The organism is Winslowiella toletana (assembly GCF_017875465.1).
In the GTDB taxonomy this organism is placed as follows: domain Bacteria; phylum Pseudomonadota; class Gammaproteobacteria; order Enterobacterales; family Enterobacteriaceae; genus Erwinia; species Erwinia toletana.
Window position 1 is genome coordinate 5,138,108 of record NZ_JAGGMQ010000001.1, and the last position, 25,441, is coordinate 5,163,548.

Sequence of the window (25,441 nt, forward strand, 5' to 3'; positions counted from 1 at the left end):
CGCCAGAGCCGCTTCACGCGTGCTTTGGCGGCCGTTCCTTTATTTCAGCAGACGCGCACGGCAGGTTTTGCCCTTAATTTTGCCCTGTTGCAGCTGTTTCATCGCCTGACGCGCGGCGTCATGACGGATTGCCACATAGGCATGCGTAGCGGTGATATCGATTTTGCCCACCAGTTCCCCGGAGAGTCCCGCATCACCGGTTAATGCGCCCAGAATATCGCCCGGACGGATTTTCGCTTTGCGTCCGCCATCAATGCACAGCGTGGCCATTTCGGCATCCAGCGGTCGCACATCAACAGACTTCAACGGCGCGCCCTGCTGCCAGTTCAGTTTCATCTGCAGATAATCTTCCAGCGCATGGGCGCGAACCATCTCATCTGGCGCAACAAAACTGACCGCTTTACCCTGCTGTCCGGCGCGCGCGGTACGGCCGATACGGTGGACATGCACTTCCGGATCAAACGACAGCTGATAGTTCACCACCATCGACAGCTCTTTAATATCGAGGCCACGCGCGGCAACATCCGTCGCCACCAGCACACGACAGCTGCCGTTGGCAAAGCGGATTAATACCTGATCACGATCACGCTGCTCTAAATCACCGTGCAGCGCCATGGCGCTGATCTGGCTGCTGTCCAGCGCCTGAGCAATATCATCACACTCGCGTTTAGTATTGCAAAACACCACGCAGGATTTCGGCTGCTGCTGACTAAGCAGGCCAATCAGCATGGTCAGTTTTTCGCGGTTACCGGCTTCATAGAAGTACTGCTCAATTGACGGCAGTTCAGACACATCACCGGTTTCGACCGTTAATGGATCGCGCTGAATACGACCGCTAATCTGCGCAATGCCCTGTGGCCAGGTGGCGGAAAACAGCAGCGTCTGACGTTCTGTGGTGGTATAGCTGATAATGGTATCGATATCTTCGCGGAAGCCCATCTCCAGCATGCGGTCAGCTTCATCCAGCACCAGCGTATTCAGATTATCCAGCTTCAGGGTTTCGCGTTTCAGGTGATCCATAATACGCCCTGGCGTCCCGACCACGATATGTGGCGCATGCAGCAATGAGTCGCGCTGCGCCGCCAGCGGCTGTCCGCCGCAAAGCGTCAGAATTTTAATATTCTGCGTGAAGCGCGCCAGGCGACGCAGCTCTTTGGTGACCTGATCCGCCAGTTCGCGCGTCGGACAGAGCACCAGCGACTGGGTGCTGTACTGCGTCGCATCGATACGCTGCAACACACCAAGACCAAACGCGGCAGTTTTACCACTGCCGGTTTTCGCTTGCGCGCGCACATCGCGGCCTTCAAGAATGGCAGGCAGCGCGGCGGCCTGAATTGGCGTCATCGCCAGATAACCCATCTCTTCAAGGTTAGCGATCTGGCTGGCGGGTAGTTGCGTCAGGGTTGAAAAAGCGGTCACGGAAAACTCTCTGCAAAAATCGGACGGGTTTAATGGCGCGTAGTCTAGCAGAAAAGTCGCCTTTTCCTGCATTATTCCCGCCTGGGGGGTGAAATCCTGCGGGGATGATTAATTGCCTCAGGTGGGTGTTGGGCGCTTTCCTCTATATTGCGAGATCCCCACTCTGGTCGTCCATTTACCTAAAAAATCGTTCAGTTTTCCAATTTCTGACATTGATGTTGGATGCACTGCCCCACGCCCAATAGCAGCTATCGAACTCAGCGCCACCAGCGAACACTTTAAAACTTGCTGGTATTCGCCGCAATCCGTACCATACACGGCATATCCATCCATAGCCGATGTCAGTGGCGAACCTGTAAACTCAGAAACCACTATTTGTTCCTGATGCATGCATGCCCCACAGGTACCCTTAATTTCGTTTGAGCGTCATTTAAATGTCAGAAAATCAAGAGATTACCAAGAAAGAGCAGTATAACATCAATAAACTGCAGAAACGCCTGCGCCGCAACGTGGGCGCTGCGATCGCCGATTTCAATATGATTGAAGATGGCGACCGGATTATGGTCTGCCTTTCTGGCGGCAAAGACAGCTATACCATGCTGGAGCTGTTAAGCAATTTGCAGAAAAGCGCGCCGGTCTCTTTTTCGCTGATCGCGGTTAACCTTGATCAGAAGCAGCCGGGCTTCCCTGCACATATTCTGCCGCAGTATCTCGAAGCGCTGGGCGTGGAGTATAAAATCGTTAACGAAGATACCTATTCCATCGTTAAAGATAAGATCCCGGAAGGGAAAACCACCTGCTCACTCTGCTCTCGTCTGCGGCGCGGCATTCTGTATCGTACCGCCACGGAACTGGGGGCGACCAAAATTGCCCTTGGCCATCATCGCGACGACATTCTGCAAACCCTGTTCCTCAATATGTTCTACGGCGGCAAAATGAAAGGGATGCCACCGAAGCTGATGAGTGACGATGGCAAACAGATTGTGATCCGCCCGCTGGCCTACTGCCGTGAGAAAGATATTGAACGCTTTGCCATTGCGCGCCAGTACCCGATTATTCCGTGTAACCTGTGCGGTTCGCAGCCTAATCTGCAACGTCAGGTGATTGGCGATATGCTGCGCGACTGGGATAAGCGCTATCCGGGACGGCTTGAAACCATGTTCAGCGCCATGCAGGACATCGTCCCTTCGCATATGGCCGATAACACGCTGTTTGACTTTAAAGGGATTCAGCACGGCGCAGAAGTGGTGGACGGCGGCGATCTGGCATTCGATCGTGAATCGCTGCCGGCACAGCCGGCTGGCTGGCAACCCGACGAAGATGATGAGCAGCCGCTACAGCGACTGGATATAGTAGAAATCAGATAAAGATCAGGGGCGCAACGGCGCCCCTTTTTTATACATGTGGCGGCGGGTCAATAATCGGGTGCGGGTCCGGCTCATCAGGTGGCGGATCGGGCATCGGTTGGGGTCGCGGAATCGGTTCGGGGATCGGTACCGGATCGACAGGCACCGGATCGGAAGCGTAAGGTTGTTCTGCATAATCAGTTGCGAACATGCTTTCCTCCTTTGTCAGACATGAAAGTTAAGCTTAGGTGGGATAAGGCGCGCTGGCAAACGGGCAAAAAAAAGCCGGCGAGTAGCCGGCGTCGTACGAATCAAATTGTGCTATGCAGTAATTCAAAAAAGGAAGTAAGACAATATGGAGCGCAACGCCCATCGCTTGACGTTGCATTCACCTGCGGAACAGAGTTTGCCGCGATAGCGTCAATGATTTATTGATATCGATCAGCTTTATTCACGCTTTTGCCTGCCTTTTCTCATAACTTCACAACCATTTACGTCGTTTTAACCACCAGGCAACACCCAGAACCAGCACCACTAACATCAGACAAAAGATGCTGAAACCAAAGCGATAGCTGCCGCCAGGAATACCGCCGAGATTGACGCCAAACAGACCGGTAAGGAATGTGGTCGGCAGAAACACCATTGCCAGCAGCGACATGGTATAAGTCCGGCGGTTCATCGCATCAGCCATCACCGTGGTGATTTCATCGGCCAGCACAGCGGTACGCGCGACGCTGGCATCTAAATCATCCAGTCCACGCCCCAGCCGGTCAGAGATCTCCTGCATACGGCGGCGTTCATTGTCATCCATCCAGCCGAGGCGCTCACTGGCCAGCCGCGCATAGACATCACGTTGCGGCGCCATATAGCGACGCATAACAATTATTTGCTTGCGGATCAGCGCCAGCTCGCCGCGTGCCGGGATGCGCTGTTCGAGCAGTGCATCCTCCAGCTCAATAATCTTGTCATGCAGCTCTTCAATAAATTCACTGGTGTGATCGGTTAAGGCATCACACACATCCACCAGCCAGCTGCCGCCATCCACCGGACCATTACCATTTTGCAGATCGGTCAGCACTTCATCGATGGCATACACTTTGCGACGGCGCGTCGAGACAATAATTTTATCGTTGATAAACACCCGTATCGCCACCAGCTGATCGGGACGCGATTCGCTGTTCAGATTGACGCTGCGCAAAGTAATCATAAAGCCGTCGCCCAGACGACTGACCCGCGGACGCATACTGTCGCCGGAGAGTGCAGCGCGAACCGCATCCGGGATCAGCGGCGTTGATGCCAGCCATTCGGCACTGTCACGATGCGTATAATTCAGATGCAGCCAGCAAGGGCGTTCGCAGTTAATCACGTCGCTATCGTCGATCGGTATCAGCCCGCCTTTGCCATCCAGCTGACAGGAGATAATGGCATCGGAAACCTGGAGCGCTTTGCCTTCAATAACGTTCACGTCTTGCCTCAGTGTGAATATAATCAATACGATACAGTCTAGCGTGCCGCCTGGCAGATGCAATCATCCCGCCGGGGATAACGGTGACAAAGCGTGTCATTTTTGGCGAAAAAATCAGATCCCGGTCACGAATTTAACTGTTCACCCGCTAAATCACTTGCCTGTAAAGAAGCAGTGATGAAAACTCAGGCCAGTTAAACAGGATTGTTACTGACTATCAGGCAAAACCTAAACCACTTGTTTCCGCCCTCTTCTGGCGCAGAGACAACTGGTTTAGGTTTTTTTTTTGGCCTGAACTCAGTAACGCAACGATAAATATCATAACCTCTGGTTTGTTCGGGAGCTAACAGCATGAAATACGGAGATTTATCAGCATCCATTCTGCAAGGCGTGGGCGGCAGGGAAAATATCAAATCGGTCATGCACTGTGCGACACGCCTGCGCTTTAAACTGAAAGATCACGGCAAAGCCGACAGCGAAGGGCTGAAAAATAATCCTGGCGTGATTATGGTGGTGGAAAGCGGAGGCCAGTTTCAGGTGGTGATCGGCAACCATGTTTCTGAAGTTTATCAGGCAGTGGTCAGCCAGACCGGTCTGGGTGAACAGGCTGAAGAGACGACGGACAACAGTAAAGAGCCACTGCTGGCCCGTTTTATCGATATTGTTTCCGGGATTTTCCTGCCGTATATCGGGGTGATGGCCGCCTCCGGGATTATGAAAGGTCTGCTGGCGGTTGCGCTGGCCACCGGCGTGTTAAGTGACAGCAGCGGCGGTTACAAAGCGCTGACCGCCGCCAGTGATGCGTTGTTTTACTTTCTGCCCATCGCCCTCGGCTACAGCGCCGGTAAGAAGTTCGGCGGCAGTCCGTATATCTGCATGACCATCGGCGCGGCGCTGGTACATCCGGTAATGCTACAGGCATTTCAGGCGGAGCAAAGCGGTAACCAGCCGCTCGACTTCTTTGGTATTCCGCTGTTGCTGATCAATTACAGCTCATCGGTTATCCCGATTATCTTTGCCAGCTGGCTCTCCTGCCTGATTGAGCGCAATATCCACACACGTCTGCCCGGGGCAATTCGCAACTTCACTACCCCGCTGATCTGCCTGGCGGTAGTGGTTCCCCTGACCTTCCTGCTGATTGGCCCTGTCGCCACCTGGTTAAGTCAGCTGCTGGCTGATGGCTACCTGTTTGTCTACAGCCTTAACTCCGCAGTTGCCGGGGCGCTGGCTGGCGCCTTCTGGCAGGTATGTGTGATTTTCGGCCTGCACTGGGGACTGGTGCCGATTATGATCAACAACCTCAGCATGCTCGGCCAGGATACGCTGTTACCGCTGCTGATGCCGGCCATTTTTGGTCAGGCTGGCGCCACCCTTGGCGTCTTGCTGAAAACCCGCGACGCGAAAATGAAAGGCATTGCCGCATCCGCATTCAGCGCCAGCCTGTTTGGCATTACTGAACCTGCGGTATACGGCGTTACTCTGCCCAAACGTCGTCCATTTATCTTTGGTTGTGCTGGCGGCGCCATGGGTGCAGCCATCCTTGGTTTCTTCCATACCACCGCGTTCTCATTTGGCTTCCCCGGCATTTTTACTTTTGCGCAGGTGATACCCAAAACCGGTTATGACGCTTCAGTTACCGCCGCCTTTGTCGGTGCGATTGTCGCCTTTGCGTTCGCGGCGATTGCCACCCGCTTGTTTGCGCCGATGAATGAGCCGGAAATCGCAACGCCGCCCGCTGCGGCGCCGGTCACTTCGGTTAATCCGGATTTACTCAGCAAAATCACCCTCAGCAGCCCGATTAAGGGTGAATTGCTGCCGCTGGAACAGGTAAATGATGAAACCTTCGCCAGTGGCTTACTGGGTAAAGGCATCGCCATCAGGCCTGCTGTGGGGCGGGTGGTTTCACCGGTTAACGGCACGGTCTCCTCGCTGTTCCGCACTAAACACGCGATTGGTCTGGAAGATGAGAGCGGCGCAGAAGTGCTGATCCATGTCGGTATCGATACGGTAAAACTTGATGGCCAGCACTTCACAGCCCATGTGCAGCAGGATGACCGTATAAAAGTCGGCGACCTGCTGCTTGAATTCGATATCCCCGCGATTACCGCGGCAGGTTATGACCTCACCACCCCGGTGATTATCAGTAACAGTGATGACTATATCGACGTTTTAGCCGCCAGCCAGCAAAGCCAGGTGGAAGAAAACGCCGCGCTGCTGACCCTGATTAAATAAACAAGGAGAAATACTGATGACTGCACGTTTCCCGCAACATTTCCTCTGGGGTGGCGCTGTCGCCGCGAACCAGGTTGAAGGCGCCTGGCAGAAAGACGGCAAGGGATTATCGACGTCCGATCTCCAGCCGCAGGGTATCTTTGGCGAACGCATTGAACGCCAGCCCGGCGACTTTGGCATTAAAGACGAGGCGATCGATTTCTATCACCGCTATCCCGAAGACATTAAGTTATTCGCTGAGATGGGCTTTACCGTATTACGCATCTCCATCGCCTGGACACGTATTTTCCCCAATGGTGATGAAGCGCAGCCCAATGAAGCCGGCCTGACGTTCTATGACCGTCTGTTTGATGAAATGGCGAAATACAATATCACTCCGCTGGTCACCCTCTCCCATTATGAGATGCCGTATGGTCTGATAAAAAACTATGGTGGCTGGGGCAATCGTCAGACCATCGACTTCTTTGTTAATTATGCGCGCTGCGTGTTTAGCCGATATAAAGACAAAGTGAAACACTGGCTGACTTTTAATGAGATCAATATGTCGCTGCATGCGCCATTTACCGGTGTTGGTCTGCCGGAGGATAGCGATAAACAGGCGATCTATCAGGCAATCCACCACCAGCTGGTTGGCAGCGCACGCGCAGTGAAAGCCTGCCATGAGATTGTGCCGGATGGCAAAATCGGCAATATGTTGCTGGGCGGCATGCTCTATCCGCTAACCTGCCGTCCGGCAGATGTAATGGAAACCCTGCAACAGAACCGCGACTGGCTGTTCTTTGGTGATGTGCAGGTGCGCGGCTACTACCCGGCATATATGACGCGCTTCTTTAAGGATCAGGGCATTAGCCTGGTGATTGAAGAGCAGGATAAGCGCGATCTGCAAAGCACCGTCGACTTTATCTCTTTCAGCTACTATATGACCGGCTGTGTGACCACCGACGAAGAACAGAATCAGAAAGCACGCGCCAATATCCTGAATATGGTGCCTAACCCGCATCTGGCGAGTTCTGAGTGGGGCTGGCAGATCGATCCGGAAGGTCTGCGCTACCTGATGAATGAGCTGTATGACCGTTATCAGAAACCGCTGTTTATTGTTGAAAATGGACTTGGCGCACGCGACAAAGTGGAAGCCGACGGATCGATTAACGATGACTATCGTATTGCCTACCTTAACGATCACCTGGTACAGGTACGTGAGGCAATCGAAGATGGCGTTGAAGTCTGGGGTTACACCTGCTGGGGACCGATTGACCTGGTCAGCGCCTCAAAAGCGGAGTTCTCAAAACGCTACGGTTTTATCCATGTTGATCGCGATGACAGCGGCAGCGGCACCCTTACCCGCACGCGCAAGAAAAGCTTCTGGTGGTATCAGGAAGTGATTAACAGCCACGGCGCATCACTGAAATAATCCTCGCGGGCCAGCCATGCTGGCCCGAAATCACGCCCTCAGGCTTCGTCGTCACCTTCCTGAAGCGCCAGCGTCTCTTTGCGTACCCGTTCGATATGAATGGTCAGAAACATCCGCTCTTCACTGCCCAGCGCATAGGCATACTTCGTCATTACATGGCGATCGATTTTCTGCACACAGAGATAGGCCTGCGGATAGCGGTCGCGCACCACATCATGCAGTGATTCATCGTCACTGTAGACGCCGCGTTTCCCCAGCATCCGCTGCGAGAAGAATTTAAGATGGGTGACAAAACGGTTATAGCTCAGCGAATCGGTCTGATAATCAAGGCTCAGCTGATATTTAACAATATGCAGGATCTCCTGCATAAAACGGGTGATATGCATCACCTCCGGCATTTCACTGTTTAGCTGCGCATTGACCAGGTGCAGGGCGATAAAACCGGCCTCATCCTCCGGCAGGCTGACCTGTAGCCGTTGAGTAATAATCGCCAGCGCCTCCAGCCCCAGCGCGTACTCGCGCGGATAGAGGCTGCGAATCTCCCATTGCAGCACATTACGCATCGGTAAATTCTGCCGCTGCCGCTCCAGCGCAAAGTTGATATGATCGGTCAGCGCAATCGCCAGACTTTCGTGCAGATCGGTGTTCAGGCGCTGTTTTGCCAGCGTGATAATGCATTCGCTGGCGATCACCACTTCCAGCGGGATCTCTGATAACAGCTCGGTTAAACGGCCAGTAAGATCATGGCTTTTCAGGGAAAACACCTTTTCAATCAGCGCCCCATCCAGCTCATCGCCAGAACATTTTTTAAAGGCGATTCCGCGCCCCATCACCACCTGTTCATGGCCCTGTTCGTCATGTACCAGCACAACATTATTATTTAATATTTTTGCTATTTTCATTTCCCGGCCTGAAAACAAAAAAACCTGACCGCCAGAAAGGGAGACTTCCGGCTGATCAGGTTTTGCCTGCTGTATAGCAGTAACAATCCAATGCCATCACCTTAATCAATTATATGCTGGTCTCAAGCGCCACAGGGTGGAAGTGTGATATGGCTCGCGAATTGTCGCCGATTATAGCGGATGTGCTGGTGCCGGATACCCTCTTCGCTACTGAAAATTTAATAACATCAGTAGCATTAACGGCTAAGTGATCAACCCCGGTATTCCGGGGCTGTGATTCGCTATCGTCTTAGTGCTGCAAAATATACATCTCGCGGCTATAAGCAACATCTTCCGGGTTGGTAATCGGATAGCCTTTCACCCATGGCTTAATCAGACGGCCATTGGTGTACTGATAAATCGGCGCAATTGGCGCCTGTTCGGCAATCAGCTGCTCGGCCTGGTTGTAATCATCATTGCGCGCCTCCGCATTGCCTTCACTACTGGCTTTTTCCAGCACGCTATCGTAATTCGCATCTTTAAAGCGCGCGATATTGCCGCTATGGCTGGAAGTCAGCAGGCTGAGGAAGGTTGAAGGCTCATTGTAGTCGCCAACCCAGGAAGCGCGGATAACATCGAAATTACCGGTGTTGCGGCTGTCGATATAGGTTTTCCACTCCTGGTTTTGCAACCTGACGTTAACCCCGAGGTTCTTCTTCCACATAGAGGCGACGGCAATTGCAATCTTCTGGTTATTTTCCGAGATATTATACAGCAGTGTCAGATTAAGGGGTTTCGACGGACCATAACCCGCAGCGGCCAGCAGCGCTTTCGCCTGTGCGTTCAGCTCTTCCTGCGCATGCTGTTGCAGGATGCTGGCTTTCGGCTTAAAGCCAGCAGTCACATCCGGCGTAAAGTGCCATGCCGGTTTTTCACCGGTGCCCAGTACCTTTTCGGCAATAATCTGGCGATCAATACTCCAGGAGAGCGCCTTACGAACGCGCACATCAGCGGTCGGCCCTTTCTGCGTATTAAATGCGTAATAGTAGGTGCCGAGCTGATCCGGCGTATAGACCTCATGCGGGATCTGCTTTTTCAGCAGCTGATAGAGGTTTTTCGGGAATGACTCGGTAATATCGATATCGCCTGCGCGATAGCGCTTGGTGGCGCTGGATTCTTCGTTAATCGGCACAAAGGTCACTTTATTCAGTACCGTATGCGGGTTATCCCAGTAGTGTTGATTACGCACCAGCACCAGCTTTTCATTCACCACCCGATCCTGCAATGTATAAGCGCCGTTACCCACCAGATTTCCCGGCTTTGTCCAGTCATTACCCAGCTTCTCAACCACCTTTTGCGGTGTCGGATAGAAAGCAAAATTGGCGGTCAGACTGACAAAGTAAGGCACTGGTTTATCCAGCGTCACCTTCAGACGATAATCATCCAGCGCCGTTACGCCAAGTTTGTCCGCGGGCATTTCACCTTTGGTAATCGCTCTGGCGTTTTCAATCCCGGCCAGATCGGCAAACCAGGCAAATGAGGAGGTGTTTTTCGGATCAACCAGCCGACGCCAGCTCCAGACAAAATCATGGGCGGTAACCGGCTCGCCATTTGACCAGCGCGCATCTTTGCGCAGCGTAAAGGTCCAGGTTTTATTGTCATTCGTTTGCCAGCTCAGCGCCACGCCCGGTACAATTTTGCCCTGCGCATCCTGATTAGTCAGTCCTTCGAAAAGATCGCGGATCACCTGGATTTCCGGCAGCCCGACAGCTTTTACCGGATCAAGTGAGGCCGGTTCATCTTTAATATGACGCACAATCTCCTGCTTTGCGGCCAGCTCAGTACCGGCAGGAACGGTGGCGGCTGTCGCCGTAAAACAGGCGCTGGCAATCAGCAGCGCGCTCAGAGTTAAGCGAAATGTTTTGGTCATAACCTGTCCTTCAGCTGTCGACATTAATATACAAAAAATGATGCGCCGGGTCGGGGGCGATATCTGGCACTGTAGCGCAAATAGTTGATCGATAAATAGCTATTTTCTAAAACGCCATTTTACGTTAGCTTTATTGCGAACATCTTCACAGGAGCGACATCATGTCTTTATTACACCCGCGTCCGCAGCGCGGCATGCTGGATGCCACCATGAAAAACTATGGCACTTCACAACTGGGCGCGCCGCTGCTGTGGTTTCCGGCACCGAATGCCGATGAGGAGAGCGGGCTGATTCTGGCGGGCACGCATGGCGATGAAACCGCGGCGGTCGTCACCCTCTCCTGTGCGATGCGCACCCTGCAGGAGCCGCACCGACGCCATCATGTGGTGCTGGCGGTCAATCCGGATGGTTGTCAGCTCGGTTTGCGCGCTAACTCGCGCGGCGTCGATCTGAACCGTAATTTTCCGGCGGCTAACTGGCAATCTGGCGATACCGTCTATCGCTGGAACAGCGCGGCCGATGAGCGCGATGTGCTGCTCTCTACCGGCGACTATCCCGCTTCAGAAAGCGAAACCCAGGCGCTGTGCGACCTGATCCATCATTTGCAGCCGCCGTGGGTGGTCACTTTCCACGAACCTTTAGCCTGCATTGAAGATCCCCACAGCAGCCTGCTGGGACACTGGCTGGCAAAAAAAATGGCGCTGCCGCTGGTCACCAGTGTCGGCTACGCCACGCCCGGCTCTTTCGGCAGCTGGTGCGCCGATCTCGGCCTGCCCTGTATCACCGCGGAGCTGCCGCCGATTGCCGCCGATGAAGCAACGGAAAAATACCTGCACGCCATGGTCGATCTGCTTAGCTGGCAGCCGTAAGATCGATACTGCCGCTGGAGAAGTGCAAGCCTGGCTCAACGTCTACCGCCAGCCAGGTAGGCCCGTCCAGGTCGACAAAACGCGCGCCGGGGGCCAGCGGCAACGCGGCGCTGATTGCCCTTGAGGTGCAGAGCATACATCCGAGCATAATAGTGAAGCCCGCCGCCTTTGCCTGCTGCGCCAGCGCCAGCGCTTCGGTCAGCCCACCGGTTTTATCCAGTTTGATATTGATCATCTCATAGCGTTTTGCCAGCGCACTCAGGCTGTCGCGCGTATGGCAGCTCTCATCAGCACAAACCGGCAGCGGATGGATAAAGTTCTCCAGTGCCGCATCATCCTGCGCCGGTAGTGGCTGTTCCAGCATCAGCACACCGAGATCGGCCAGCAACTGGCAGCGTGACGCCAGCCCTTCACTTTTCCAGGATTCATTAGCATCGACTATCAGCATCGCCTCCGGCACCGCCGCGCGGATCGCCATCAGTCGTTCAGTGATCAGATGATCATCCATTTTAATCTTCAGCAGGCGCGCACCGTTTTGCCATAACGCCAGTGCGCTGCTGGCCATCGCCTCAGGCGCATCAATACTGACGGTCTGCGCCATACTGATATGCCCGGGCCGGGTGGTGGCAGTCAGTTGCCATAAGCTGCTGCCGCTCTGCTGCGCCTGTAAATCCCATAGTGCGCTGTCAACTGCATTACGCGCGGCACCAGCGGGCAACAGAGTTTGCAGCTCATCGCGCGTAACGCCGCGTTCAAGTTGCGGCAATATCGCCGCAATCTGCGCCAGCACTGAGGCTTCGGTTTCGCCATAGCGTGGATAAGGGGTACATTCGCCCACACCTTTCACCCCATTATCTTCCAGTTCCACCACCACCACGCCCGCTTCAGTACGCGCGCCGCGCGCAATCACAAACGGAGTATGTAACGGCCAGGCTTCCGGATATACTTTTACCGCTCTCATCCACGTTTCCTTTTGATTTCTTTTGCTTAGTTTTAGCCCATCAGCCGCCGCTGCGCTATCAGGCCAGGCAAAATATTCACCCTGTGCCACGCTTAATGGTTAAGCGCATGTCACGAACATGTCATATAATTTTGCTCTCTTTATCGGGCCAGTTCACCTGGGCTGGCCGACGTGTCAAACACATGTAAAAGGAACCACTATGTCTCAGACAGTCCATTTTCAGGGTAACCCGGTAACGGTTGCGGGTCAGATTCCGGTGCCAGGCCAGGCAGCAAAGCCATTCAGCCTCGTAGCCAAGAATCTTTCTGATGTTTCACTCTCTGACTACGCAGGCAAGCGTAAAGTCCTGAATATTTTCCCCAGTATTGATACCGGCGTCTGCGCTGCATCAGTGCGTAAGTTTAATCAGCTGGCGAGCGAGCTGGATAATACGGTGGTGTTATGTATCTCTGCCGACCTCCCTTTTGCCCAGTCGCGTTTTTGCGGTTCAGATGGCTTAACCAACGTCGTAACGCTGTCTACTTTGCGCGGCGCTGAGTTTAAAGAAGATTATGGTGTGGCGATTGTTGATGGCCCACTACAGGGTCTGACTGCCCGTGCGGTCGTGGTGCTGGATGATAAAGACCAGGTGCTGTACAGCCAGCTGGTGCCGGAAATCACCACCGAGCCGGATTACGATGCGGCGCTGGCAGCGCTGAAGTAACAAACCGGGCGAGGAATAACCCCTCGCCCTGCAGTTTTAACTCTCTTTTTTCTGACTCAGCCCGTATTCGCGCAGTTTATTGGCGATAGCGGTATGCGACACGCCGAGACGTTTCGCCAGCTTACGCGTGCTGGGATACGACAGATACAGACGCATCAGCACCGAGCGTTCAAAGCGGCTGGTGATTTCATCCAGTGATCCTTCAATCGCATCATCGCCCAGCGACACTTCCATTGAAAACTCCGGCAGAATGATATCCTGCGGACGCAATTCATAACCTTCCAGCTGGGTTAAGGCGCGGTAGAGCGCATTCTTGAGCTGACGCACATTGCCTGGCCAGTTATAGCGGGTTAAAAATGCGTTCAGCTGCGGCGACAGACGCGGGCGCGCCACTCCCTGCTCATCGGCAAAGCGGGCAACAAACATCTCGGTCAGCGGCAGGATATCCTGCGGACGATCGCGCAGCGGCGGCAGATTGATGGTTAATACATTCAGGCGATAAAACAGATCCTCGCGGAACTCGCCGCGATGCACCATTTCGGTCAGGTTTTTCTGCGTGGCGCAAATCACCCGCACATCGACATGCACCTCGTGCTCTTCGCCGACCCGGCGGAACGTGCCATCATTAAGAAAACGCAGCAGTTTGGTCTGCATCCGTGGCGACATTTCGCCAATCTCATCCAGCAATACCGAACCGCCATTCGCCTGTTCAAAGAAGCCTTTTTTACCTTCCAGCGCATTAGGATAGGCTCCGGCCGCATGGCCGAACAGTTCACTTTCCGCCACATCATCCGGCAGTGAGGCGCAGTTAAGCGCGAGGAACGGTTTTTTGCCACGTGTACTGCGCAGATGACAGGCACGCGCCAGCATATCTTTACCAGTGCCGGTATCACCAACAATCAGCAATGGCGCATCAAGCATCGCCAGCTTGCGTGCCTGCTCCACCACCTGACGCATTTTCGGGTTAACCGCGACCAGATGATCGAATTCCGTTTCATCATTTACCGCCAGATTCTGCAGCTGTTGTCCCATCCGCGCCGTGGATTTCAGCATAACGACTGCGCCCACCAGACTGCTCTGCATCTCATTATCGGCGACGGTCAGAATGGGCCGCGCCTCCATCAAGAAATCGCGCCCCTGAATCACCACATGCTGTGTCTGGGGTTCTACGCGTTCACTCTCCAGCCAGCGGGTGAAATTAAAACCGCTGATCAATGAGCTGACGGTGTAGTTACGAATTTTCTGTTCATCGAGATCAAACAGGGTTTGCGCCGCCGGATTCGCCAGTTCCACTTTACTTCTCAGATCAATGGAAAACACCGGCTCCGGCAGCGCCACCAGCAGAGCGCTCAGGGCGCGATGTTCGCGCTCTGAAGGCATAAAAGAGACGGTACGCACATCGGTCACGCCAGGAATGCGGCGGATTTCAGCCATCAGATTACTGAACTGCTCAAAAGCGATGGAGGAAAAGTTAAGATAGATGCGACCAATAGTGGCGATTTCAATACCGCGCAGATCAATACTGCGTTCAACCAGCAAATCCAGCAGTTCGCGCGTCAGACCAAGTCGGTCCTGGCAAAAGACTTCCAAACGCATTGGGTTGGCCTTGTTCAATAATGGAAAAAACGATTACTGAAGATAATACGCCAACATCCGCCAGGTCTGAAGCGATCTGTCATGAAAAGTTGACAGGTGTGATGCGGAATGCCGTCACTGCTGGGTTTTGCTGTTGCCCTGAACTGTATCTTTTAGTTGACCAATTAACTCGCGGCGGAAATCACCCAGTCGCGGTTTATCATCTTCCAGCCACGGCAACGGTCGGCATAACTCCATCGCTTTAATGCCGAGACGCGCGGTAAGCAGCCCAACACCGATACCCTGTGCGGCACGGGCAGAAAGACGCGCGGCGATGTCCTGTGAGATCCAGTCCATCCCCACTTCGCGCACCAGCTCTGAAGCGCCAGCGAAAGCGATATTCAGCAGCACCAGACGGAACAGACGAAGCCGGCTAAAGTAGCCCAGTTCAATGCCGTAAATCGCCGCGATGCGATTGACCAGCCGCAGATTACGCCAGGCGATAAACGCCATATCCACCAGCGCCAGCGGGCTGACGGCGATCATCAGCGTCGATTCCGCCGCCGAGCGACTGATTTCACGCCGCGCCTGACGATCCTGCACCGGCTGTACCAGCTGGGCATAGAGCGCGACAACTTCGCGGTCATTATGGGTTTCATGCAGCGACGCCTGCCAGCGTTGTAGCGCCGGATGCCCCTGATCCAGACCGGCCTGACGCGCCAGCTTCTCGCAAAACTCACGGCCTTTGCCCATACCATGGCTGTGCAACAGCTCGCGGCCAATATCACGCTCTTCCGCACGCTCACGCAATTTGTACAGGCGACGCCATTCAGAGGCCAGCGAACCGACACCCGCCAGCACTATCAGACCTCCCGCCACGCCGCCCGTCAGCGCTGCCCAGTCCTGGGTCAGCCAGGCGTTATGCATCCATTGCACGCCCTGTGCCACCACACTGACGCCAGACAGCGCCAGACCGGCGGTGACCAGTTTACGCCACAGGCTGCGTTCAGGGCGCAATGCGGCTTCTACCGCACGCTCACCCGCGCCCTCTTCCAGCGGCTCCGCCTCTTCCGCCTGCTGGACAATAAATTGTGAATCCTGCCGGGTAAAAGCGACCGCGGGCTTGATCAGCGGCGGCTGCTCAGCTTCCAGCGGTTTGGCAAAATCGATACGGGCCTTCAGCGGCTTATTGTCATTCATCGCAGTTTATCTCCCAGTAAAAATTCCAGCGCCGCATCCATACGAATATGTGGCAACGGCCGATCGACATCAATATTTTGTGGCCGGAACTGTTCAAAGTGAAAGCCCTGCTGCTGCCAGAACGCATTGCCCGGCAGGCGTGGCGGCACTTCGCCAGGATAAAAGGTTAATGGCTCATTATCCTGTAAACGATGACCGCGCAGCGCCGGGATTTTTTCGCCCTGATGATCGACCAGCCCGCTCTGTGTCGCCTGCACTGACGCCAGCCCAACACAATCCATGGTAATGCCTTCAAAGGCGGCATTCTGCCAGGCATCCTGAACCAGCTGCTGCAACAGTGATACCAGGTTAGCGTGCTGATCGGCGGTAACGTGATCCGACTTGGTGGCGGCAAACAGCAGTTTATCGATCACTGGCGAGAACAGGCGGCGAAACAGCGTGCGCTGGCCATAGTGAAAACTCTGCATCAGCTGAGTTAACGCCAGCCGCATATCATTAAACGCCTGTGGCCCGCTGTTCAGCGGTTGCAGGCAGTCCACCAGCACAATCTGCCGGTCAAATTTCAGGAAGTAGTTCTTATAGAAATCTTTTACCACATGCTGGCAGTAGTAGTTAAAGCGCGCGCGCAGGGTGCCAAGATTGCTGTGCTTATCCGCCTGCGCCAGCTTCGACTCGCCGTCGGCATCCACATCCGGCCACGGGAAAAATTGCAGCGCCGGTGCGCCAGCCATCTCGCCCGGCAGCACAAAACGTCCCGGCTGAATAAAGTGCAGCCCTTCCCGCTTACAGCGCAGCAGATAGTCGGTCCACGCCTGCGCAATCTCCGCCAGACGATTTTCGTCAGCGGGCGCCAGCGGATCCAGCCCGGCGCAGAGGTCGCGCCAGGGCTGCGCCCATTCGGCGCGATCGCCCTGCAGCAGGCCGGTCATCTGCCGTGACCAGCTGAGATAATCCTGCGCCAGCATAGGCAGATCGAGCAGCCACTCGCCCGGATAGTCAACAATCTCCAGATACAGCGTTGAGGTCTCTTTAAAATGGCGCAGCAACGAGTCACGCGAACGGTAGCGCAGCGCCAGGCGCATTTCACTGACCCCGCGCGTCGGCGTTGGCCAGTTTGGCGGCGTGGCATACAGTTGCGACAACCCTTCGTCATAGGTGAAACGCTGAATACCCATATCACGCTGCGGTACGCGTTTTACCCCCAGCAGCCGATCTTCCCGCGCCGCCGAAAACATCGGCAGGCGTGCACCGGCGTGGACGTTCAGCAACTGGTTAACCATTGAGGTAATAAATGCCGTCTTGCCGCTGCGGCTCAGGCCGGTGACAGCAAGACGCAGATGGCGATCCACGCCGCGATTTACCAGCGACATCAATTCATTTTGCAGTCGTTTCATTGGTCTCCTTGACGAAGCGCGCCGATACTTTGCGCATCACGCGCGCCAGAATCGGTTCCAGCGCCAGCGTCAGCAGAATGCGCAACGGGCGGCGAGCGACAGATTTTACTGCCCAACCGGCGATACCGCCCGGTCCATATGTGACTGCATTGATAATGATAAATTTACCAGCCGATTTCAACGCGGGCGCAGCGTTACGGCGCAAAGTGTTTTGCCAGTCGCGCATGACAGGTTCTCCCGAAAGGTTAACAGAGGGCCAGGCAACTGGCCCGCGCAGAATGAAATCAGAGCTGACTGAAGCGGCTACGCACGCTGAAGGTTTCGGAGGTGACATAGCGTTCCACCTCGCGTAAGCGTCCCTCGCCAGCCTGTAACTCATTGCTGAGTTCGTTCAGCAACTGGTGTGCAGTTGGCGACGGCTGCTCGTCGTCGGCGCCGTACGGCATCGGATCGAGCACCCAGCTCAGAATAAAGTAGGCGACGATGGTGAACATAAACAGGCCGAAAAACAGCGACAGCACCACGATAATGCGTACCAGACGTACCGGAATATCCAGATACTGGGCGATACCGGCGCAGACGCCTTTGAACTTACCCTGCTGTGGAATACGCCATAACTTTTTTCCTTTAATTGATAATCCTGTCATGGCTGCCTCCAGTGAGGATGTTCTGCATCGAGAATCTCTTCCAGCGCCTGAATACGCTCACGCATGCGGCGCGCATCCTGGGTTAACTGCTGCAGACGCTGCATATCGTTTTGCGATAATTCAGCGCCGCTGTTCTGACGATTGCTGTAGTGCAGCCATAACCAGATCGGTGCCACAAACAGCACAAAAATTGTCAGCGGTATGGCAAGAAATAACGCGCTCATTCACTCTCCTTGACCTTGTCTGCCCGTAAAACGGGACGGTGATGATTCAGCGGGCATCGCGGTCAATGCCCGGGGGCGAACTTATTCGCTACGATTATTCATTTTGGCTTTTAACGCGTTCAGCTGCTCACTGATCTCATCACTGGCTTTCAGTTCGGCAAATTCCTGATCGAGCGTTTTCTTTTTACCAAAGCTGACGCTTTCCGCTTCGGCTTCCATATGATCGATACGCCGCTCAAAGGATTCGAAGCGCGCCATTGCATCATCAATTTTACCGCTGTCCAGCTGACGGCGCACATCACGTGATGAAGAGGCGGCCTGATGGCGCAGCGTCAGCGCCTGCTGACGGGCGCGGGTTTCGGTGAGTTTTTTCTCCAGCTCACCGATTTCACCTTTCATACGCTCCAGCGTCTCTTCTACCTGGCTCACTTCCTGCTTCAGGCTGGCGATCAGATCGGTCAGTTTCTGTTTTTCAATCAGCGCAGCGCGCGCCAGATCATCTTTATCCTTACGCAGCGCCAGTTCGGCTTTTTCCTGCCACTCATTCTGCTGCGTCTCAGCCTGATCGATACGGCGAATCAGATGTTTCTTTTCCGCCAGCGCACGGGCAGAGTTGGAGCGGACTTCCACCAGCGTATCTTCCATCTCCTGAATCATCAGGCGCACCAGCTTCTGTGGATCTTCCGCTTTTTCCAGCAATGAATTGATGTTGGCGTTCACGATGTCGGCAAAACGAGAAAAAATACCCATAATTAAAACCCTCATTAATATTGTCTGTGTTGCGCCAGGCGCTAATTTCTTAATTCAAGATGCGTGCCAGTTTATATGTTATTGATTTTTAATAAGTCACTTGCTTTACATCGCCACAGGCAGCGCGTAAGGTGGTTTCAGACACTAACATCTGGTGAAATTCATCATGAGTGAACAAACAGAGAACCTGCTGGGCGAATCGAATAACTTTCTCGAAGTGCTGGAGCAGGTTTCGCGTCTGGCGCCGCTAAATAAACCGGTGCTGGTTATCGGTGAACGCGGCACCGGTAAAGAGCTGATTGCCAGCCGCCTGCACTATCTGTCCGAGCGCTGGCAGGGGCCATTTATCTCGCTAAACTGCGCGGCACTAAACGAGAACCTGCTGGATTCGGAACTGTTCGGCCATGAAGCGGGCGCATTTACCGGCGCGCAAAAACGCCACCTTGGCCGTTTTGAACGCGCCGATGGCGGCACCCTGTTCCTTGATGAACTGGCTACCGCGCCCATGCTGGTGCAGGAGAAATTACTGCGCGTAATTGAGTATGGTCAGCTGGAACGCGTCGGCGGCAGCCAGCCACTGCAGGTCAGCGTACGCCTGGTATGCGCCACCAACGACGATCTGCCCGCGCTGGCGCTGGCAGGAAAATTCCGTGCGGACCTGCTGGACCGCCTGGCATTTGATGTGGTGCAGCTGCCGCCGTTACGCGAAAGACTCAGCGATATTCTGGTGATGGCGGAACATTTTGCCATTCAGATGTGCCGTGAACTGGGATTACCGCTATTTCCAGGCTTCTCGCGCCGGGCGCAGCAGGTGCTGCTGGAATATCACTGGCCAGGTAATGTGCGCGAACTGAAAAATGTGGTGGAGCGTTCTGTATACCGTCACAGCACCATTGATGAACCGCTGGATACCATCATTATTAACCCGTTCAGCCGTTCCGCCGCCGTCGTTATCCCGCAAGAGACGGCCGCGCCCTTCCCCGATCTGCCGCTGGATCTGCGCCACTGGCAGAATCAGCAGGAAAAAGCCCTGCTGGAGAAGAGCCTGCAACAGGCACGCTTTAATCAGCGCCGTGCGGCGGAACTGCTGAGTGTCACTTATCACCAGCTGCGCGCCATGCTGAAAAAGCATGGGGTACGGGTGACTGATGATGATGATCAATAAGCTGGCGCTGAAGCAAAAAAAAGCCCGCGCAAGGCGGGCTGAAAATACTGGAAGCAATGTGAGCAATGTCGTGCTCTTCTTCGGTAGAGCCACCGTCGAAGCGCAGATGAATAATAATCATTCTCAATATCATCTGTAAAGCACTTTATTGAGAATTTTTCTCATCACCATAATAACCTCAGGTCTGGTGCTCACCGCCGACGGCAAGTGAGCAGTGCAAGATAGTAATAAATTCGCCTGGAAAAGAGGCAGTTACCCAGGCAAACTTTGGGACAATGCGGATAGTGCGATACACTCACCTTATTGCCCGTGAACCCAACATACCCGATGCCAAAATTACTCTCTACCCTGCTACTCGGACTTAGCGTGCTAAGCGCCTCTGCCTGGTCGGCAACGCCCGGTGATATTCGTCAGAGCGGCTTTGTCTATTGCGTCAGCGGCGTGATGAACACCTTTAATCCGCAGCTGGCCAGTAGCGGGCTGGCAGTGGACACGCTGGCGGCACAGCTTTATGACCGGCTGCTGGATGTCGATCCCTATACTTACCGTTTAATCCCTGAGCTGGCCTCCAGTTGGGAAGTGCTGGATAACGGCGCCACCTACCGTTTTCATCTGCGCCATAACGTCCCTTTTCAGACCACCCGCTGGTTCAGCCCGACGCGCCCGATGAATGCTGACGATGTGGTATTCAGCTTTGCGCGTATGTTTGATCGTAAACACCCCTGGCATAATGTCAGCGGCGGCAACTATCCCTACTTTGACAGCCTGCAGTTCTCCGATGCGGTGCAAAGCGTGAAGAAACTGGACAGTGACACGGTAGAAATCCGTCTTAACAGTCCGGACGCCTCGTTTCTCTGGCATCTGGCCACCCACTATGCGCCGGTGCTGTCAGCGGAATATGCCGCGCAGCTCGATAAGATAAATCGCCAGGAGCTGATGGATCGCCAGCCGGTGGGCACCGGCCCCTTTATGCTGAACGAATATCGAGCCGGTCAGTATATTCGTCTGGCGCGTAATCCGGACTACTGGAAAGGCGTGCCGCGCATGCCGCAGGTGGTGGTGGATATGGGCGCGGGCGGCATGGGTCGTCTGTCGAAACTGTTAACCGGTGAGTGCGACGTGCTGGCTTATCCGGCCGCCAGCCAGCTGTCGATTCTTCGCGACGATCCGCGTTTACGTCTGACCCTGCGCCCGGGGATGAATATCGCCTATATGGCCTTTAATACCCGCAAGCCGCCACTTGACCGCCCGGCGGTACGTCAGGCGCTGGCGCTGGCAATCAATAATGAACGGCTGATGGAGTCGATTTATTACGGCACCGCCGAAACTGCCGCTTCTATTCTGCCGCGCGCCTCCTGGGCTTATGATAATGATGCGCGCGTTACGGAATATAACCCTGACAAAGCGCGGGCGGAGCTGAAAAAACTTGGGGTCGAGGATCTGCATCTGAAACTCTGGGTGCCATCGGCCTCACAGTCATGGAACCCCAGCCCGCTAAAAACCGCCGAGCTGATTCAGGCCGATATGGCGCAGATTGGCGTCCAGATCACCATTGTGCAGGTTGATGGCCGTTTCCAGGAAGCGCGGCTGATGGAGATGAATCACGATCTGACGCTGACTGGCTGGGCGACCGACAGTAACGATCCGGACAGTTTTTTCCGGCCGTTGCTGAGCTGCGCCGCCATCAACTCGCAGACTAACTTTGCCCACTGGTGCAACCCGGCATTTGATGAAGTGCTGCATAAAGCGTTACTGTCGCAGCAGCTGGCGTCACGTATCGATCACTATGATGAAGCGCAGCGCATGCTGGCGCAGGAACTGCCGGTTCTGCCGCTGGCCTCGTCGCTGCGTCTGCAAGCCTATCGCCATGATATTCAGGGGCTGGTGTTAAGTCCGTTTGGCAACGCCTCTTTTGCTGGCGTGCATCGGGATAACAGCGAGGAGCCGAAGCAATGATTATCTATACGCTGCGCCGTCTGGTGCTACTGATTACCACGCTGTTTATGCTGACGCTGGTGGGCTTCAGCCTTAGTTACTTTACGCCCAATGCGCCGTTGCAAGGCGCATCGCTGCTGGATGCCTGGCTATTCTGGTTTAAAGGCATTCTGCATCTCGACTTTGGCGTCTCCAGCATTAACGGCCAGTCGATTAATCTGCAACTGCGTGAAGTGTTTCCCGCCACCATGGAGCTCTGTCTGATGGCGTTTAGCCTGGCGCTGCTGGTGGGGATCCCACTTGGCATTATTGCCGGTGTGATGCGCAACAAATGGCAGGACAAGGTGATTAGCGCACTGGCGCTGCTGGGTTTCTCGATGCCGGTGTTCTGGCTGGCGCTGCTGCTGACGCTGTTCTTCTCGCTGAATCTCGGCTGGCTGCCGGTCTCCGGTCGTTTTGATCTGCTGTATGAAGTGAAAAATGTCACCGGCTTTGCGCTGATCGACGCCTGGCTTAGCGACTCGCCGTGGCGTCATGAAATGCTGGTCAGCGCCATCACCCATATGATCCTGCCGGTAACCGCGCTGGCGGTCGCGCCCACCACTGAAGTGATTCGTCTGTTGCGCATCAGCACCAGTGACGTGATCGACAAAAACTACATCAAGGCCGCCGCCACCCGTGGGTTATCCCGTTTTACCGTGATACGCCGCCATGTGCTGCATAACGCGCTGCCACCAGTGATCCCGCGTCTCGGTTTGCAGTTCGCCACCATGATGACGCTGGCGATGATTACCGAAATGGTGTTCAGCTGGCCAGGCCTTGGCCGCTGGTTAATTAACGCCATCCGCCAGCAGGATTACGCGGCGATTTCCGCCGGAGTCATGGTGGTGGGCGCGCTGGTGATCACCGTTAACGTCCTGTCCGATATTCTGGGCGCCATCACCAATCCGCTGAAGCATAAGGAGTGGTATGCCCTGCGCTAGGAAGATAATGAAACAGGGCATTGTGCTGCAAACGGGCAATACAGACATCACAGGTTAAGGACGGATTTGACTCAGCTCATCTTCCGTCAGCCCGGTCATTTTCATAATATTGCCGGGTTCCAGACCTTCAGAAAGCATTTTACGGGCAACCTCCATAATTCCCTCAAGCCGTCCCTTTTCAAGGCCTTCCATGCGACCTTCCTTGCGACCTTTCTCCAGCCCTTTCTCTAGTCCTTCCTGCTTAAGCTTTTCTGCAGCTGTCATCATCAGTTCCTCATATTGGCTCGCGCGCTGTGCCAGCGCGCGCATAAATGATTGCGGATCGGCTGTTTCACCCACCTGAAGCATATAATTTATGGCCGCAATCAGTTGATCCCTTGTAGTGTAATTGCCTTTAATCATCGTTGCCAGCGGCTCCAGCATCTGCATCAGATCACGCTGACGACTGTGTTTATGCAGATATTCCAGCAGCGCCACGCTGCGGTGCGTGAGGATTTGCTCGTCGGGGATCACCGTGATATCCACCAGCGGGAAATCACTGCCATAAATCCGGGCGGCCCGTTCAGGGGCATCGAAGGCTTTCAGCCAGTTCATTGAATACGGATAAGGACTGGTCGCGCCATGATAAAACAACACCGGGATTACCAGCGGCAGACGCTCGTGCCCGGCGTCGAGATGACGCTGCATCGCAGCAATAGCGTAACGCATCAGCCGGAAGGTCATATTTTTATCGGGCGTGCTCTGATGCTCAATCAGGCAGTAGATATAGCCTTCGCCACAGTCGGTATACAATGAATAAAGTACGTCTGAGTAGAAGGCGCGTAAATCCTCTTCAACAAAACTGCATGATTCAAGCTGAAGAGTTTGCAAGTTGCAGCCCTCCAGCAATGCCGGTGGCAGATGGATTTGCAGAAAATCTTTCGCGGTATCGGGCCGAGTGAGAAACTGTTTAAAAACCGCATCATGCGGTGTAGGGGTAGTACCCATTTCATGGCTCCTGTCATCCTGATTGACATCTGCGCACTCTACCACAGAGGTAGACAGTGCAAAATACAACCATCACCACAGACCTGGCATTTCAGGCGCGCGGCCAGATCCCCCCTTTATAAATCTCTAATCGCCGCCCTCTTTGCATGGAAAGCAAAATCTTTGCTGCAAGTTAGGTTTTATCGGCAGCGCGCAGTTTTGTCCCATGTAAATTTCCCATCAGCTCTTTTCCTTACCCGGTTTATAAAATATACAGAACAATCCCAGCATAATTAATATTACGCCGACAAGCGTGCCAATATGAAAAGGCTCCGCAAACGCCGGCAAACTAATAGCCAGCAGCCATACCATCACATAACTAAGGCTAAGTAGCGGGTAAGCCCGGTTTAACGGCATGCGTTTTAAAGTCAGCAGCCAAAAAACCATCGAAAGTCCATAGGCGATTAACCCTCCGGCCAGTACCAGCAAAGGCTGCAGAGGAATATTACGCCATTGCTCTAACGCCCGGACGTCAGGTATTTGCACCATCGACCAGCGCAGCATTAATTGCGCAGCCGTAACCAGAATCACACTGCATAAGGCGAGGAGGTATCCCGTCATGCAAAGATCCCAATTACGGCTACGCCAGCCGCAATCAGCACGGTGCCTGCCCACTGAATATTTGTCATCCGTTCCTGCCAGATAAAGCGAGCCGCCAGCGCAACAAGGATAAAATTAACACTCAGCATCGGATAGGCCACGCTGACAGGCAGCCGTTGCAGCACGTTCAGCCACACCAGCATGCCGCAACCAAGCAGTACCAGGCTGCCAATTAACCAGCCAGTCAGCAATAAGCGTTGCCGCTGGCGCGCCGCCTGTTTCTGACAGAGCTGCCCCGCGCAGGTGAGCAAACTGGTCAGCAATACCAGCAGCAGACTTATTTTCATTGCTTCGCGTGGTACTGCAGGAATAACATACGGTCATTGCGATACACGTCATCAGCAACCGGCAAATTGGCTGGCATCTTTTCTCCACGTTCCAGCATCAGCACCAGCGAAATATTGCCCTGATGGCGATGTTCACTTAACCATTGCCGAAAACCCTCGCCACTGACGTAACGTGACTGCGCATCCGGATAGCTCAGCCCAAATTTCAGCTCGCCTTTATGATCATAAGCCAGGATATCGCTGCGCTGCAGCATCCAGGCAATGGCGGGATATGCCCGGATTGTCGCTGAGAATAAAACGGCTATCGGCCAGCTTTCCGCAATGCTGCGCACGAAACACCTGCGGTTGATTGGTATTCTGCCGCTTTCAGGAATCGCCGAACCAAACGCACAACGCCAGCGTCAGTGGGCAAAGCGCGGCGGCCAGCAGCGGGCAACG

The 25,441-nt window shown here is 54.4% G+C and carries 27 protein-coding genes; 9 read left to right on the forward strand and 18 right to left on the reverse strand.

The features are described 5' to 3' along the window. Positions 1-39: 39 nt before the first annotated feature. Both dbpA and J2125_RS24070 read right to left on the reverse strand, forming a co-directional pair. A complete protein-coding gene (gene dbpA / locus J2125_RS24065; RefSeq protein WP_026111548.1) occupies positions 40-1,419 on the reverse strand; it encodes an ATP-dependent RNA helicase DbpA in 1,380 nt (459 codons plus the stop codon). A gap of 117 nt (positions 1,420-1,536) precedes the next feature. Continuing rightward, the gene (locus J2125_RS24070) at positions 1,537-1,809 is read right to left on the reverse strand and encodes a hypothetical protein (protein ID WP_157819431.1); all 273 of its coding nucleotides are present in this window, start codon (positions 1,807-1,809) and stop codon (positions 1,537-1,539) included. Positions 1,810-1,853: 44 nt separating this feature from the next. Between J2125_RS24070 and ttcA the strand changes: the two genes are divergently transcribed. Continuing rightward, positions 1,854-2,786 carry a tRNA 2-thiocytidine(32) synthetase TtcA gene (ttcA, locus tag J2125_RS24075; RefSeq protein WP_017799978.1) on the forward strand — a complete coding sequence of 311 codons (933 nt, stop codon included), beginning with the start codon at positions 1,854-1,856 and terminating at the stop codon, positions 2,784-2,786. Positions 2,787-2,814: 28 nt separating this feature from the next. Here ttcA and ynaL read toward each other — a convergent pair whose 3' ends face one another. Then, positions 2,815-2,976, reverse strand: coding sequence for a proline-rich small protein YnaL (gene ynaL, locus J2125_RS24080; RefSeq protein ID WP_017799977.1), 162 nt, complete (start codon positions 2,974-2,976; stop codon positions 2,815-2,817). Between the two features lie 270 nt (positions 2,977-3,246). Beyond that, positions 3,247-4,230, reverse strand: a complete 984-nt coding sequence (gene zntB / locus J2125_RS24085) for a zinc transporter ZntB (protein WP_017799976.1) — start codon at positions 4,228-4,230, stop codon at positions 3,247-3,249. A gap of 351 nt (positions 4,231-4,581) precedes the next feature. Here zntB and bglF point away from each other — a divergent pair, with 351 nt between their 5' ends. Both bglF and J2125_RS24095 read left to right on the forward strand, forming a co-directional pair. Continuing rightward, a complete protein-coding gene (bglF, locus tag J2125_RS24090) occupies positions 4,582-6,462 on the forward strand; it encodes a PTS beta-glucoside transporter subunit IIABC (RefSeq protein WP_017799975.1) in 1,881 nt (626 codons plus the stop codon). 16 nt (positions 6,463-6,478) lie between these two features. Next, positions 6,479-7,873 (forward strand): glycoside hydrolase family 1 protein, encoded by a 1,395-nt coding sequence (locus J2125_RS24095; protein ID WP_017799974.1) that lies wholly within the window; start codon positions 6,479-6,481, stop codon positions 7,871-7,873. Between the two features lie 38 nt (positions 7,874-7,911). Here the strand turns inward: J2125_RS24095 and licT are convergent, their stop codons facing one another. Together licT and J2125_RS24105 are read right to left on the reverse strand one after the other, a co-directional pair. Continuing rightward, a complete protein-coding gene (gene licT / locus J2125_RS24100) occupies positions 7,912-8,775 on the reverse strand; it encodes a BglG family transcription antiterminator LicT (RefSeq protein ID WP_017799973.1) in 864 nt (287 codons plus the stop codon). A 289-nt stretch (positions 8,776-9,064) separates the two neighbouring features. Beyond that, on the reverse strand, positions 9,065-10,684 hold the full coding sequence (locus J2125_RS24105; RefSeq protein ID WP_017799972.1) for a peptide ABC transporter substrate-binding protein: 1,620 nt from the start codon (positions 10,682-10,684) through the stop codon (positions 9,065-9,067). Positions 10,685-10,845: 161 nt separating this feature from the next. Here J2125_RS24105 and mpaA point away from each other — a divergent pair, with 161 nt between their 5' ends. Then, entirely contained in the window at positions 10,846-11,553 is a 708-nt protein-coding gene (gene mpaA / locus J2125_RS24110; RefSeq protein WP_017799971.1) for a murein tripeptide amidase MpaA, read from the forward strand. Here the strand turns inward: mpaA and ycjG are convergent. Beyond that, positions 11,537-12,514 (reverse strand): L-Ala-D/L-Glu epimerase, encoded by a 978-nt coding sequence (gene ycjG, locus J2125_RS24115; protein WP_017799970.1) that lies wholly within the window; start codon positions 12,512-12,514, stop codon positions 11,537-11,539. The genes mpaA and ycjG overlap by 17 nt on opposite strands. Positions 12,515-12,713: 199 nt before the next feature. Between ycjG and tpx the strand changes: the two genes are divergently transcribed. Beyond that, complete coding sequence (gene tpx / locus J2125_RS24120; protein WP_017799969.1) at positions 12,714-13,217, forward strand: thiol peroxidase; 504 nt, start codon at positions 12,714-12,716, stop codon at positions 13,215-13,217. 36 nt (positions 13,218-13,253) lie between these two features. Here the strand turns inward: tpx and tyrR are convergent, their stop codons facing one another. The 7 genes from tyrR to pspA all read right to left on the reverse strand — a co-directional run bounded on the left by tyrR (position 13,254) and on the right by pspA (position 19,007). Then, positions 13,254-14,813 carry a transcriptional regulator TyrR gene (tyrR, locus tag J2125_RS24125; RefSeq protein ID WP_017799968.1) on the reverse strand — a complete coding sequence of 520 codons (1,560 nt, stop codon included), beginning with the start codon at positions 14,811-14,813 and terminating at the stop codon, positions 13,254-13,256. 114 nt (positions 14,814-14,927) lie between these two features. Beyond that, the gene (locus J2125_RS24130) at positions 14,928-15,992 is read right to left on the reverse strand and encodes a YcjF family protein (RefSeq protein ID WP_017799967.1); all 1,065 of its coding nucleotides are present in this window, start codon (positions 15,990-15,992) and stop codon (positions 14,928-14,930) included. Further along, on the reverse strand, positions 15,989-17,386 hold the full coding sequence (locus J2125_RS24135; protein ID WP_017799966.1) for a YcjX family GTP-binding protein: 1,398 nt from the start codon (positions 17,384-17,386) through the stop codon (positions 15,989-15,991). Before J2125_RS24135 ends, J2125_RS24130 begins: the two co-directional genes overlap by 4 nt. Further along, positions 17,367-17,612: a phage shock protein PspD gene (gene pspD, locus J2125_RS24140; protein ID WP_017799965.1), complete on the reverse strand. Its 246-nt coding sequence runs from the start codon at positions 17,610-17,612 to the stop codon at positions 17,367-17,369. Before pspD ends, J2125_RS24135 begins: the two co-directional genes overlap by 20 nt. 58 nt (positions 17,613-17,670) lie before the next feature. Beyond that, entirely contained in the window at positions 17,671-18,033 is a 363-nt protein-coding gene (gene pspC / locus J2125_RS24145; RefSeq protein WP_017799964.1) for an envelope stress response membrane protein PspC, read from the reverse strand. Further along, a complete protein-coding gene (pspB, locus tag J2125_RS24150; RefSeq protein WP_017799963.1) occupies positions 18,030-18,257 on the reverse strand; it encodes an envelope stress response membrane protein PspB in 228 nt (75 codons plus the stop codon). Before pspB ends, pspC begins: the two co-directional genes overlap by 4 nt. 81 nt (positions 18,258-18,338) lie before the next feature. Continuing rightward, on the reverse strand, positions 18,339-19,007 hold the full coding sequence (gene pspA / locus J2125_RS24155) for a phage shock protein PspA (RefSeq protein ID WP_017799962.1): 669 nt from the start codon (positions 19,005-19,007) through the stop codon (positions 18,339-18,341). A 166-nt stretch (positions 19,008-19,173) separates the two neighbouring features. Between pspA and pspF the strand changes: the two genes are divergently transcribed. The 4 genes from pspF to sapB all read left to right on the forward strand — a co-directional run bounded on the left by pspF (position 19,174) and on the right by sapB (position 23,090). Further along, positions 19,174-20,172: a phage shock protein operon transcriptional activator gene (pspF, locus tag J2125_RS24160; protein ID WP_017799961.1), complete on the forward strand. Its 999-nt coding sequence runs from the start codon at positions 19,174-19,176 to the stop codon at positions 20,170-20,172. Continuing rightward, a complete protein-coding gene (locus tag J2125_RS24165; protein WP_017799960.1) occupies positions 20,156-20,311 on the forward strand; it encodes a hypothetical protein in 156 nt (51 codons plus the stop codon). The genes pspF and J2125_RS24165 overlap by 17 nt, the downstream gene beginning before the upstream one ends. 188 nt (positions 20,312-20,499) lie before the next feature. Continuing rightward, positions 20,500-22,128 carry an ABC transporter substrate-binding protein SapA gene (gene sapA, locus J2125_RS24170; RefSeq protein WP_026111547.1) on the forward strand — a complete coding sequence of 543 codons (1,629 nt, stop codon included), beginning with the start codon at positions 20,500-20,502 and terminating at the stop codon, positions 22,126-22,128. Beyond that, positions 22,125-23,090, forward strand: coding sequence for a putrescine export ABC transporter permease SapB (sapB, locus tag J2125_RS24175; RefSeq protein ID WP_017799958.1), 966 nt, complete (start codon positions 22,125-22,127; stop codon positions 23,088-23,090). The genes sapA and sapB overlap by 4 nt, the downstream gene beginning before the upstream one ends. Before the next feature lie 54 nt (positions 23,091-23,144). On the opposite strand, the gene J2125_RS24180 is transcribed toward sapB, so the two are convergent. The 4 genes from J2125_RS24180 to J2125_RS24195 all read right to left on the reverse strand — a co-directional run bounded on the left by J2125_RS24180 (position 23,145) and on the right by J2125_RS24195 (position 25,257). Then, positions 23,145-24,077 (reverse strand): Rpn family recombination-promoting nuclease/putative transposase, encoded by a 933-nt coding sequence (locus J2125_RS24180; protein WP_209499552.1) that lies wholly within the window; start codon positions 24,075-24,077, stop codon positions 23,145-23,147. A 219-nt stretch (positions 24,078-24,296) separates the two neighbouring features. Next, complete coding sequence (gene arnF / locus J2125_RS24185; protein ID WP_017799955.1) at positions 24,297-24,677, reverse strand: 4-amino-4-deoxy-L-arabinose-phosphoundecaprenol flippase subunit ArnF; 381 nt, start codon at positions 24,675-24,677, stop codon at positions 24,297-24,299. After that, positions 24,674-24,997, reverse strand: a complete 324-nt coding sequence (arnE, locus tag J2125_RS24190; RefSeq protein WP_026111546.1) for a 4-amino-4-deoxy-L-arabinose-phosphoundecaprenol flippase subunit ArnE — start codon at positions 24,995-24,997, stop codon at positions 24,674-24,676. Before arnE ends, arnF begins: the two co-directional genes overlap by 4 nt. 2 nt (positions 24,998-24,999) lie before the next feature. Beyond that, a complete protein-coding gene (locus J2125_RS24195) occupies positions 25,000-25,257 on the reverse strand; it encodes a hypothetical protein (protein WP_209499553.1) in 258 nt (85 codons plus the stop codon). Positions 25,258-25,441 lie beyond the last annotated feature (184 nt).